This is a genomic window from Candidatus Eisenbacteria bacterium, from assembly GCA_016930695.1.
GTDB lineage: Bacteria > Orphanbacterota > Orphanbacteria > Orphanbacterales > Orphanbacteraceae > JAFGGD01.
Genome location: JAFGGD010000049.1, coordinates 117,687 through 129,631 on the forward strand (window position 1 = coordinate 117,687; position 11,945 = coordinate 129,631).

At 66.6% G+C, this 11,945-nt stretch carries 6 protein-coding genes, 1 tRNA gene and 1 other RNA gene; 5 read left to right on the forward strand and 3 right to left on the reverse strand.

The features are described 5' to 3' along the window. Positions 1 to 303 precede the first annotated feature (303 nt). Positions 304 to 1,941 carry a hypothetical protein gene (locus JW958_12185; GenBank protein MBN1827013.1) on the forward strand — a complete coding sequence of 546 codons (1,638 nt, stop codon included), beginning with the start codon at positions 304 to 306 and terminating at the stop codon, positions 1,939 to 1,941. A 142-nt stretch (positions 1,942 to 2,083) separates the two neighbouring features. Here JW958_12185 and ssrA read toward each other — a convergent pair. Then, positions 2,084 to 2,441: a transfer-messenger RNA gene (gene ssrA / locus JW958_12190) on the reverse strand. 170 nt (positions 2,442 to 2,611) lie between these two features. Between ssrA and JW958_12195 the strand changes: the two genes are divergently transcribed. Continuing rightward, positions 2,612 to 2,687 (forward strand) — tRNA-Lys (locus tag JW958_12195). Between the two features lie 56 nt (positions 2,688 to 2,743). Here the strand turns inward: JW958_12195 and JW958_12200 are convergent. Next, positions 2,744 to 4,528, reverse strand: a complete 1,785-nt coding sequence (locus tag JW958_12200) for a glycosyltransferase family 39 protein (GenBank protein ID MBN1827014.1) — start codon at positions 4,526 to 4,528, stop codon at positions 2,744 to 2,746. A 151-nt stretch (positions 4,529 to 4,679) separates the two neighbouring features. Between JW958_12200 and JW958_12205 the strand changes: the two genes are divergently transcribed. Both JW958_12205 and JW958_12210 read left to right on the forward strand, forming a co-directional pair. Continuing rightward, positions 4,680 to 5,948 (forward strand): NupC/NupG family nucleoside CNT transporter, encoded by a 1,269-nt coding sequence (locus tag JW958_12205; protein MBN1827015.1) that lies wholly within the window; start codon positions 4,680 to 4,682, stop codon positions 5,946 to 5,948. Further along, complete coding sequence (locus JW958_12210; protein ID MBN1827016.1) at positions 5,945 to 6,673, forward strand: DUF1573 domain-containing protein; 729 nt, start codon at positions 5,945 to 5,947, stop codon at positions 6,671 to 6,673. Before JW958_12205 ends, JW958_12210 begins: the two co-directional genes overlap by 4 nt. A 61-nt stretch (positions 6,674 to 6,734) precedes the next feature. Here JW958_12210 and JW958_12215 read toward each other — a convergent pair whose 3' ends face one another. After that, on the reverse strand, positions 6,735 to 9,854 hold the full coding sequence (locus JW958_12215; GenBank protein ID MBN1827017.1) for a hypothetical protein: 3,120 nt from the start codon (positions 9,852 to 9,854) through the stop codon (positions 6,735 to 6,737). A 387-nt stretch (positions 9,855 to 10,241) separates the two neighbouring features. On the opposite strand from JW958_12215, the gene JW958_12220 reads away from it, so the two are divergent. Then, positions 10,242 to 11,930, forward strand: coding sequence for a T9SS type A sorting domain-containing protein (locus tag JW958_12220; GenBank protein ID MBN1827018.1), 1,689 nt, complete (start codon positions 10,242 to 10,244; stop codon positions 11,928 to 11,930). Positions 11,931 to 11,945: the final 15 nt, after the last annotated feature.

The window sequence follows — 11,945 nt, forward strand, 5'->3', positions numbered from 1 at the left end:
TTTCCCCCCGCCTGAGAGCCACGGCGAAAGCATGCTTCCCGGCGGGAAGTGGGCAAACGCCGTGGCCTGCTCGAATGGGTGACGAATGCTCCCTCCCGTAGTCCGCGCCGGATATGGACAGTCCCGATATTCCGGTGCTATCTTTCTAGTGTTCTGATTGATGATGATCCCACGAACCACGTCTTCGAACGGTACCTTCCGCACTTCCTCGATTCAGAACGACGATTGCTTCTAAGCTCTGGCGGTCATCCGGGATACCCGGAAAAGCCTTTGGTCTGACGACGCGGAGAAAGAAGGTCGACTATGCGCCCCGCCAAATGGAGACGTCTCGTATCCGTTCTCTGTTCCTTCCTCCTCGTGGCCCATACGCCGCTGGCGTTCGTGGGGTGCGGATCGGGTGGAGAAGACACGTCGGGCGTGACGGACACCGGGCCGCCGTCCCTCTCCGCCGCCGCCGCCGAGCCGCTCGGCTTCCTCACCGTTTCCCACGGATCGATCCGGGCGGGATCCACGGTCGCGGTCGAATTCCGAGGTGCCGGCGATTACTTGATTCACGTGGAAACGTCCGACACCGACAAGGGAAGCGCGAAGGTCGTGGTCCCCCCGTTTATCGATATGGCGACGGGGCTCCCCTCGTCGGGGAAGGTTACGGTTGCGATCGGCGACTATGAAACCGACGACTCGCTGACGATTCTCCCTCTCCCCACCCTCGATGGCGTCGACGGGGGCGAGGTGCTGCTCGAACTGCTCCATGTGGCGGTGGCGGAATACGAGGACGCGGAGGAGAATCTCGAGGATCTCTACGACGAAGCGGGCGGCGCCGTGAACGTCGACACCTCCCTCGCCTTCATCGGTGAACAGATCGCTGTTCTCGAAAGGATGATCGAGCAGATCGAGGAGGAAGGCGCGCTCGATATCGAACTGGAGTCCGGCGTGACAATGCTCACGGCGGACCAGTTATCGATCGTGGATCGTCTGATCGCCGCCTCGCTTCGCGGCATCGCGGAGGAACTGGAGATTCCGAACTGGTCCTCCACCCGCTCTTTCTCCTTCCAACGGACAGTATCGAGCGATGAACCTCTGGTGGATGTCCAGGTGGTGGTGGATGAAATCAAGGACCGGGGGGTCGAGGGAGGAAGGGCGTACCTCGGCATGTTCATACTGACCTGCACGATCGCCGGCTTCCTCGTCGGCGGTCCGGTGGGAGGCGTGATCGGCGCCTCCCTCGGATTGTATGCGGCCTGGACCGGCGCTGCGCTCGATCTGGGCGCCTCCGCCTTGACGAACGAAAACAGCGAAGCCCTCCTCACGGACGAGGAAGGGGACTTCACGATCACGAGAGACGTGATCGACCAGGTGATCCGTGTCGGGAGCCAGTTCGCTTCGGGGCTCTCCGGGCTGGCCGGCAGACTGGGGAACGTCATCTCCAACTGGCTGACCTACCGGGATACCGCGGAAGCGCTGGACAACGTGATGAACGGGGAAAACGGAGACGGGGACAACGGGGATGGCGACGGGAACGGGGACGAATACGGCACCTACATTCACGTCGCTTATTACGTGAACACCGACGGCACGGAAGGGATGGATCCGGGCGACGCGCAGATCTTCCTCACCGGGAATCCCGTCTTGCCGACCATCAACTGGACGATTCCGGAGGACGTGCTCGCTGTCGGCGTTCTCGTGCAACCGGCCGATGCATGGTACGCCATCACCTGCACCAACATCGGCACGCCGGAGCACCCGGTGTACGACCCGATTACCTCACCGCTGCTCTACGGCGATTACACCGTGCCCAATACGGAAGTCTGGGAAGCCTTCGGAGTCGTCACCGAACCGACACGCCAGCTGTTGATCGAAATGAGCGTCCCCTATGAGGTGTGGATCGCCACGATCGAAGGTAAGTACGCCAAACTCCTCTTTCAGATCCGTCGGAAGTGATGTGCCCATTCCCTGCTCCGGGAACGGCGATCGAGGCGGCGATCAAGCTCCTCGAGATGCCCGTATCCGCTCAAGTTTTTGGAGACATTTTGGAGACGGGGAATCCGCGAATCCCTAACGCCTTGCGGCGCAAGTAGTTAGGAGGTGGAGGCGGCGGGAATCGAACCCGCGTCCGAAAGCGGTTCCACGGAGGAGTCTACGTGCGTAGTGCGGTCTTTTGTCGTCATCCTCGCGAAGCTCCGGCCGGCAGGATCCTCGCAGGACCGAGCCCTAAGTTCTCGCCTCTTCCCTCGGGCCAAGGGTCGAGGCCAGCCCGTGATTAACGACGCCCGCTTCTCCCCCCACGGGCAGGGGAAGGGCGAACGGACCACCTGTTATTTAGGCGGCCAAAGCCAAGTTATCGTTGGCAGTTGTGTTTTCCCGCCGGTATTTACGAGGTCGGCGAGATCCTCGGCACGCGGCCCCCGCTTACTGCGCCCCCGTCGAATCCATTCGCCCCCTTACCGGAAGTGTCGATTCGCCGGCTGCCGAGCGGCCGTCCCTTACAATATCGCCCGAAAAGCCCCTCCCGGCAAGGGTTTTGCCGCGCCGGCGCCCGATTTTCCGTTGACACTCCTCCGCCGGGGATGTTAGTTTGCCTAGTCGAGGCCGACGCCGATTTTTTTTGTTCGGGCCGTTAGCTCAATTGGCAGAGCACCTGACTCTTAATCAGTAGGTTGAAGGTTCGATTCCTTCACGGCCCACCAAAACAACGCCCCCGCCGGGAGTCCGGTAGGGGCGTTCTTGCAATGAGTTGCACCACTCAGCGGTCTCCGCCGCCTCCCGTGAGGCGCGCCGCTTCCTTCCGAAGGGAATCCGCCTCCGCCCCCCTCCCCTGTGCGAGACGCACCTCCGCCAGATGGCCGAGCGTTTCCGCCCGGCTCCCCTCCTCTCCGCGCCCGAAGAGGGGGATCGCCTCCTCGAACGCTTCCGCCGCTTCCTCCATCTCCCCCTTCCGGAAAAGCGCCCAACCGAGGCTGTCCAGATAGAAGCGCCGCCTCCCCGGCTCGAGGCCGATCGCCCCCCGGATCAGATTCACCGCCCGGTCCAGGCGGATTCCCCTCTCCGCGTAGAGATAGCCGAGGGCGTTCCGCGTGAGGGGCACCCCCTCGTTCCGCCGGAAGGACTCCTCGAAGGCGGCGGTCGCCTCCTCCACGCGTCCCATGCGATACAGCGCGTCCCCCCGCAGGTAGTGCAGGTGCCAGGAGCGGTCGGCGCGCACCCCCAAGAAGCCGCTCATCGAGAGAAGCAGACCGGCACCGATCAGCGCGGCGCCGATCGCGGCCCCCCGCCGATGGGCGCGCAGGTCGCCGGCGAAACGGAAGAGACCGGCCGCGGCGGCGGCGGCGAGCACCGGCAGGAGGGGAAGACGGAAGCGCCCCACCACGAAGAAGAAGAGCGGCGGGAGGAGGACGGCGAGGGCGTAGAGGAGCAGGAGCCTTCCGCGACGCGTCCTCCGGAGCGTCCCGAATCCGGCGAGGCCGAGGGCGAAGAGGATTCCGAAGCCGAAGGGGAGAATACGTAGGGGGAGGCTCGTCTCGGCGACGGCGGCGGGATCGATGTTATCACTGATCTCGGCGTCGTTCACGAGATAGTAGGCGCGCCGAAGGGTGAGGGCGAGCGCGCCCCCCGGATCGGCGGCGATCCATCGAAGCCCCTCTCCCAGCCAATAGCGCGAAACCCGGGAGGGCCGGAGAGGCCCGCCCGCCTCCCTCTCGGCTATGGCGCGCGCCGCCCGCTCCGCCTCTCCCGGCTCGTTGGGGAGTTGCTGCGCGAGAGCGCTTCTGCCGTCGGCGCCGGCGTGGTTGCCGAGGTAGAAGTTGACCCCGCCGTTGGAACTCACGAGGACGAAATCGCCCCCCACCGCGTTATGGATCGTCGCCGGAAGAATCCCGACGATCACTCCCGCGGCGAGCGCCGCCGCCGAGCGCCGCGCCCGCCTGTAGCGCACCAGAAGAAGAAGCGGGAAGAGGAGGATCGTCGGGCGGGCGAGGGCGGAGAGGCCGATCAGAAGTCCCGCGGCGCCGTAGAGGAGCGCGCCGCCGCGCTCCTCGGCGCGGGCGAGGAGGAGGAGCGCCCCGAGATTGAGCAGAAGCACCACCGACGCCGGGAGGAGTTCCCCCCCGTAGAAAACCGCCGGCGCGTACAGGGCGACGAAGATCCCCGCCGCGACCGCCCTCCCCCGGCCGAGGGCCGGGCGGACGAGGAGCGCCGTCATCGGCGCGGCGAGCGACGAAAGGATGAGGAACGCCATGCGCGCACCCCCCGCCCCCTCGGCGCCGAAAAGCCGGGCCATCGCCGCCAGCAGCCAGATGATGAGGGGCGGTTTGTAGTAGACCGCCTCCCCTCCCGCGCCGGCGAGGATCGCCCGCGCCCCCTCCCAGAAGAGGCGGGCGTCCACCTGCGGATGATCGAAGAGGATGTCGCCGCGGAGCGAGAGGCCGTAGGCGACGCGCGCGGCGAGGGCGACGAGAAGGAGCGCCCCCGCGTCGATCCACGCGCCGCCCCCTCCTGTGCGACGGACCCCTCTCTCTCGTCGTGCGCTCATCATGATCCGTCCAGGCTAACAGCGCCGGGACGCGCGGGCAAGAGGCGCGGCGCGACGCCCCGCCTCCCGATTTCCACGCGGCCCGCCCCCCACCGCGTGTTGACACCCCCCCATGCGCCCCGTAAAGTTACGCCCATCGAGGAGGAAATCCATGGAACGATTCATCAGCATCCTCGGCATCGCCGTCATTCTCGGCATCGCCTGGTTGCTCTCCAATAACCGCCGCCGCATCAACGGCAGGCTGATCGTCACCGGCCTCGCCCTTCAATGGATCTTCGCGCTCCTCATCCTTCGCACCGCCCCGGGGAAGGTGGTCTTCCAGGCGGCCCGCGCCGGCGTCGCCAAACTCCTCAGCTTCACCGATCACGGCGCTTCCTTCCTCTTCGGCAATCTCTATCGCGGCGACGCGGGCGTGGTGGAGGGGATCGGCGGCGGCGGCCCCTACGGCCTCACGGATCTGAGCAGCGGCGCGCCGGTCGCCATAGGCCCGATCTTCGCCTTTCACGTCCTCACCACCATCATCTTCTTCGCCTCCCTCATGTCCGTGCTCTACCACCTCGGGTTGATGCAACGGATCGTGCGCGCCTTCGCCTGGGTGATGCGGAAGACGCTCCGCACCAGCGGCGCCGAAACCCTCTCGGCGGCGGCGAACATCTTCGTCGGGCAGACCGAGGCGCCTCTCGTGATCCGCCCCTACGTGGCGAAGATGACGCGTTCGGAGCTGATGGCGGTCATGACCGGCGGGTTCGCCACCGTCGCCGGCGGCGTGCTCGCCGCCTACGTCCGTTTCGGAATCGACGCGGGGCACCTCCTCGCGGCGAGCGTGATGAGCGCCCCCGCCGCGCTGGTGATCGCCAAGATCATCTTCCCCGAAACGGAAGTTTCCGCCACGGCCGGCGGCGTCCCCCTCGCGCTGGAGAAGAAAACCGCCAACGTGATCGACGCGGCGGCGGCGGGCGCCGCGGACGGCCTCAAGCTGGCGCTCAACGTGGGGGCGATGCTCCTCGCCTTCATCGCCCTGGTGGCGATGATGGATTTCTTTCTCGGCTACCTGCACACGAGCCTCCGCCAGGTCTTCGGATACATCTTCGCCCCCCTCGCCTGGTGCATGGGTGTTCCGAAAAAAGACATCCTCGTCGTCGGGAACCTGCTGGGCACAAAAATCGCCATCAATGAATTCATCGGCTACCTCGACCTGGCGGCGGCGAAGGCGACCCTCTCGCCGCGCTCCACGGTGATCGCCACCTACGCGCTCTGCGGTTTCGCCAACCTCAGTTCGATCGCGATTCAGATCGGGGGGATCAGCGGGATCGCGCCGGAGCGGCGGGGAGACCTGGCGCGGCTCGGCCTACGGGCGATGATCGCCGGCGCGCTCGCCTCTTGGATGACCGCATGCATCGCCGGGACGTTGATCGGATGAGAAGCGCGGCGACCTTCGCGCGACGCGCTCTTCCCGCCGCGGCGGCGCTCGCCCTCCTCTTCTCCTTGGGGAAGGGCGCGGCGACGGCCGATGGGAGCCGGCCGGTCACCTTCGTCGTCGAGCCCGAGGTGGCGGACCTCGGTTTCGTCGAAGGAGACACCACCCTCCCCTTCCTCTTCTTGCTGAGGAACGAAGGGGGGCGCACGATCACGATCGAAGAGGTTTCCACCACCTGCGGCTGCACCGTCGCCTTCCTTCCGGACAGCACCATCCCGCCCGGCGGCGCGGTCCCTCTGTCGGGCACATTCGAGACGCGCAAGATGGAGGGGAAAACGCGCAAGGCGATCTTCGTCCGGAGCGACGACGAGACGCGGCCCCAGGCGGTCCTTTTCCTGCAGATCTGGATTCAGCGCCGGCTCTCCTGGTCCCCCCGAAAGCTGAACTTCCCCAACGTCCTTTCCGGCGAGAGCAAGGAGATGATCGTACTGATTCGGGGCGCGACCGGCCTCCCCTTCGCCGTCACCGGCGTGGACGTGCCGGAGGGATTTTCCTGGGCGATCGAAACGGGCGAACGCCCGGAGGACCGCCTTCTCCACGTCACCCTTCTCCCCCGCGAGACGGCCGGACGGTTCCGCGAGGAACTGACGATCCGCACCAACGTGGAGGGGAGGGAAACGATCGCCGTCCCGATCATCGGGAACGTGACCGGCCGGCGGGCGCCTTAGACGCCCGCGCGGTGGAGAAGAAGAACCTCGCGCAAGAGCGCGGATTTTTTTTCCTCGGCCCCTAACGGATCAACACCATCTTGCCGCTCGCCGCGCGGCCCGCCGCTTCGAAGCGCCAGAGGTAGACGCCCGAGGGGGAAGTTCGTCCGAAACGGTCCCGGCCGTCCCAACGACAGGCGCCTTCGCCCGCGGGGATCGCCTCGTCGAGAGGGACCGCCACGAGACGCCCGCGCACGTCGTAGACGCTCACCCGCGCGCGGCCCGCCTCCGGGGCCCGGTAGCGGATCGCCGAACCGACCCGGTAAGGGGTCGGCGGCGCGAAGAAGAGCGCTTCCTCCCTCTCTTCCGGAAGAGGCCGGCCCTCCACGCCGGTCGACGTCATGGAATAGACCGCGTACTCGTTCCACTCCACGTCGCCGTTCGATTGGACCGCGCCGGGGGCCTGCCCGGAGAGGGCGCCGCCGTCGGCGTTTCCGTAGAGCGCCGCGGCGATCCGCACCGTCTCCGCCCCGCCGAGAAGCGAGCGGAGAAGAGTCCCCTCGAGAACCGCGCCGGAGGCGGACTCGCCGGAAAAGACGTTCTCTCCCGAATCGAACCAGCCGTGCCAGCCGTTGGTGCTCTCCCGGGCGAGGAAGTATTCCTTGCCGTGCACCGTTCCCCCCTTCGCCCAGGGTGCGGCGACGGCGGCGCTCTCGGCGGCGATGAGGAGGAAACGGTCGAGGCCGGAGGCGCCCGTCGCGGCGACGTAGAGCCGCTCCGCGTCGTGGGCGACCCAGAGGCTGGTCCCTCCCGCCTCGGCGAGGAACGTCGCCCCCGCGTCGACCGCGCCGTCCATCACGAATCCGGAGGGGCCTCCCCCGGAGACGGACACGTGCCAGTCCGCGCCGTTGTTGTTGTCCCAGCCGCCGGCGCCGTCGTTGAAAACGAAGTCCACGCTCGTCGCCGCGGAGGGGATCGAATAGGTATAGGTCCAAAGCGTATCGCCGGGAAGGAGGGTCATCGCCGGATCGGGGGAGAGCACCTCCTGCCAGCAGCTGTGGCCGATGTGGATGTAAACCGGGTCGGTGTCGTCGGCGAGCGCGCCGGGGCGAGCGTCGTAGATGATTTGGAGCGTTTCGCCGGCGACCGGCTCCTCCGGCGACCAGGTCGCGACGTCGCCTCCGCCGCTCCCGGAACCGCTCCCCACCCAGACGTGCTGGATCGGCGAGCGTTTCACGAGGCCGAGAGAATCCGTCGCCTCGACATAGTAATCGACGAGCTGCTCCGAGAGGCCGGTCACCTCCACATAGTATTCGTCCGCGATGTAATTCGGCAGGACGCTGAAGTCGATCTCAGGATTATTGTAGGGATCGCCGAGGGGCATCACGCGACGGTTCATGAAGAGGCCGGTCCAGGCGCCCACGCCGGCGCCCCCCGCGTAGGTCTCGTTGACGTCGGTGGCGGGGTCGTTCACGCCGTCGCCGTCGATCCGGTAGCGGAGAACGACCGAGTCGATCCCGCTCACGTCGTGGACGAACGTCCACACATGAAAGTCCCGGTCCATGGCGAGCCCCTGCCCGCCCGGATATCCCCAGAGCGAGCCTCCGCCGAAACCGCCCGGGTTCCAGGGAAGGCGCTGCGGGAGCCAGATCGTGGGCGGCACCATGTCGCTCCCGGTGGCGATCACCGCGTCGGCGCGGTCCGTCGCCTCGTTGCACGCGAGGGTCGCCTTGATCTCCATGTCGAGGGCGACGCCGTAGTACATGTAGCCGCTCTCGTATCCGGCGAGGAGGAAGTGCCACGCCGTCTCCGCGTCGTTCGCTCCGGTCGAGGGATCGGCCACGCGCGCCGGATCCGCCGCGCCCTGGATCGCCTCCGCCGTCTCCACCCGGTTCTGCGCCGCCGTGAGCACCGCCCAATTCCTCTCGTCCTCCGCCCATCCGTTCGGAATGTCGAACTGGCCCGAGGAGTTCACGAGCGGCCAGTTCCAGTTGATGAACTGCGGAGAGCCGAAATCGCCGTCGGCGTTCACCCATCCGCCGTCCTCCACGCGCGCCACGTCGGAGGAGTCCACCGGATGGTCCGCCAGGTATTCCTCGATCGTGGTCGGCTCGTAGCCGGCGGTTGCCGCGCCGTGACAGAAGGAAGTCACGTTTTCATTGAAGTACGAATAACCGCCGGACCATGCGTTGTCGCCGTCATGGGCGAAGAGGATCAGCATCGGTTTCGACGGGTCGTTGTAGGGAGCGATGGCGTCGATCTGGCCGGTGCCGTAGAGGCCGTACCCCTCGTCCCACCCCATGGCGTTCGCCGCGGGGAGGACGACGAGCCGCGATTCCGAACCCGTCTCCGGATCGACGTAACGCGCCCAGTGCGGTTGATGCCCGAAGGGAAGCGCCGTCTTCACCGTCACGCCGCGGCTGATGTAGATGGAGTTCCAGTCCCCCGCGGCGGGATTGGTTTGGTCCGCCGGGTTGGGCGGGTCGCAGTTGTCCTCGTTCGCGGCGTAGGGGTAATCGGCGCAGGCCCGCGAGAGATGCGTGTTCGCCACGATCGCCCACTCCGTTCCCTCGCCGGCGAGAACCGGAATGAGTCTTTCGGAGAAGCAGGTCTCGGCGGGGAAGTACCCCTTCGTCGCCGGCGCGCTCCCCCACATGGCGGAGCGGAGCGCCTTCGCGACCTTCAGCTCCATACGGAACGCGTTCTCGTCCATCAGCGGCGCGATCGGGTGATGGGCCGCCACGAGCACCATGTCGCAGCGGGTACGCCCGCCGCTCGTCGTCCATCCCGCCGCCTCGCGATACCACCGGTACCAGTCCGGCGCGTAGCGCCCCCCGTTCCATCCGTTGTCGCCGAGGGAGAAGAGGTTCTCCGCCAGCGCCGAGGCGAAGCTCACCTGCGCCCCCGCGTCGGGGAGATCGAGCACCGTGGAGAGGGCTATCCGCGGGTAATCCTGATAGTCCCGCACCCGGTCGTCCTTGTTGAACACGTCGAACACGTCCGACTGGGAGTGGCCGAGGGTGATCGTCTCATAGGCCGTTTCGTATTCGCCGGGAGTCCAGGTCGACGGATCGGGCCAGTAGATCGGCTGGTGCATGTGCCACAGGTAGGTGGTGTGCACCGGGTCGGCGCCGGCGGGAACGGCCGCGGCGGAAAGGAGAAGAAGCGTCGCGAGAAGTCGTACGCCAGTCCTTGCGGTCATGGTTCGGCTCCGGTTCGGGTGTCGGGAGTGCGGTGGTTTGTTGCCTTTAATTATAGCAGAAGCCGCGCCGCCGCGCCCGCCGGCCCTCGGGGCCGCACCGTCCACTTCCGGCGTCCCCCCGACCCGATCCGAGGACGGCCGCCCTCGTCGTCTTAACCGGATCCCGACAAAGGCGGGCGGATTCTTAACGGAACCAACGGAAAGTTAACGGGGCTTTTCCAAGCTTGATCGGTTTAATCAGAGCATGACGTGCCTTCGTTTCTTCACCCCCTTAGAATGGTGCGTGTTTCCCGGAGAACGCGCGCCCTCGGGAAACGGGAACGCTGAACGACGCGCCGAATTTCCCACCCCGAAACCAAAATGAGAAAAACGGAGGGCAGAGTGAGAATGAAGTGGAAGATCGCCTTGCTGACGCTGGGGATGCTCGCGATGGGCATGGGATCCGCCCATGCGCAGCACACCTTCGACGGCAACATCATCTGGAACAACGGCGGTGTCGTCCGCGACCAGTGCGGCGGCCTGGGCACCCAGCTCGTCTACGAGTCCTTCTGGAACGACATCGAAGTGGATCCCAAGTTCGTGGGCAATCCGCTCTACCCGGGCAACAACTGGGTCGTCGATTCCACCAGCATCGCCAGCGGCTGGCACGACTGCATCGCCACGATCGAGCACGTGGTCGCCGACGACTGCGACACCTGCGACTGCGAGCGTGTGTTCGAGCAGGTCTGCTACCGCGGCGCGATCCCGCCCCTCGGCATGGGCGAGGACTGGACCCGCGGCTGGATCTGCGACACCGCCTTCGCCACCCACTACGGCGGCCCCCTTCCGGCCCTGAACTACTTCACCTTCCGGACCGGCGTGCAGGCCACCCAGACCTGGGTCGCCGACTCCGTGTACGTGCTCCAGGGGAAGGTCAGCTTTCCCTCCGGCACGACCCTGACCATCGAGCCGGGCACCCGGATCATCGGTGAGAACGCTTCCGCCGGCTTCCTGGCCATCAACCGGGGCGCCAAGATCTACGCCATCGGCACCAAGGACCAGCCGATCGTCGCCACCACCGACCTGGATCCGCCGACCGTCGGCGGCTGGGGCGGCATCGTGATCCACGGCGGCGCTGCGTCGAACTGCGACTGCGACGGCTGCCTCACCGACACCGACTCCTGCGCCTCCGAGGGGGGGAACGCCGGCTTCTACTGCGGCTCCAACGACTGCGACGACAGCGGCGAGCTGAAGTACGTGCGCGTCCAATACTCGGGCGTGGACATCGCCACCGACAACGAGCTGAACTGCTTCACCTGGAACGGCGTCGGCTGTGAGACCCGCCTCTCCTACCTGAACGCCTTCATGGGCAAGGACGACCTCTTCGAGTTCTTCGGCGGCAAGGCCAACGCCCACCACCTGGTCGGCTGCGGCGGCGGCGACGACGGCGTGGACTGGCAGCTCGGCTTCCGCGGCACCGTCCAGTTCGCCGTGATCCAACAATACCGGTTCCAGGGCGACAAGGGAATCGAGGCGGACAACAGCGAGTACGATTTCAACGCCTGCTGCCGCTCCAACCCGCTTATCGCCAACTGCACCTTCATCGGTCCCGAGGTGGACACCACGGCGGCCTCGCCGACCTACGGCATCCACCTCCGCCGGGGGACCGACGCGGCGATCTTCAACAGCATCATCGCCTACTACCCGAACCACGGCGTCCGCTACGAGCACAGCCAGTCCTGCGCCCGCGGCGCCAACCCGCAGGTGCCGGCTTACGACTGCGGCGCCGCGGTGGGCGTGGACATGGCGGACGGCGCCGACGCCCGTCCGACCATGACCGCCTGGACCCACACCTCGCCGAACCCGGTCCGCGACAAGGCGAAGTTCTTCTTCCGCCTCCCCGCGGCCGGCCACACCACCCTCACGGTCTATGACGCCCGCGGCCGTCAGGTGGACAAGGTCGTCGACAGCGGTTACGCCGCCGGCGAGCATCAGGTGACCTGGACCCCGGGTTCCGACATGGCCTCGGGTGTCTACTTCTATCGGCTCGATACCAGCAACGGGCCGGTAACCGGACGGTTCACCGTCCTCCGGTAACGACGTCGGGCTCCC

Bases quoted from the DNA above. Each gene is read 5' to 3' on its own strand.
- JW958_12185 (MBN1827013.1), top strand. From the start codon at position 304: ATGCGCCCCGCCAAATGGAGACGTCTCGTATCCGTTCTCTGTTCCTTC.
- JW958_12200 (MBN1827014.1), bottom strand. From the start codon at position 4,528: ATGAGCGCACGACGAGAGAGAGGGGTCCGTCGCACAGGAGGGGGCGGC.
- JW958_12205 (MBN1827015.1), top strand. From the start codon at position 4,680: ATGGAACGATTCATCAGCATCCTCGGCATCGCCGTCATTCTCGGCATC.
- JW958_12210 (MBN1827016.1), top strand. From the start codon at position 5,945: ATGAGAAGCGCGGCGACCTTCGCGCGACGCGCTCTTCCCGCCGCGGCG.
- JW958_12215 (MBN1827017.1), bottom strand. From the start codon at position 9,854: ATGACCGCAAGGACTGGCGTACGACTTCTCGCGACGCTTCTTCTCCTT.
- JW958_12220 (MBN1827018.1), top strand. From the start codon at position 10,242: ATGAAGTGGAAGATCGCCTTGCTGACGCTGGGGATGCTCGCGATGGGC.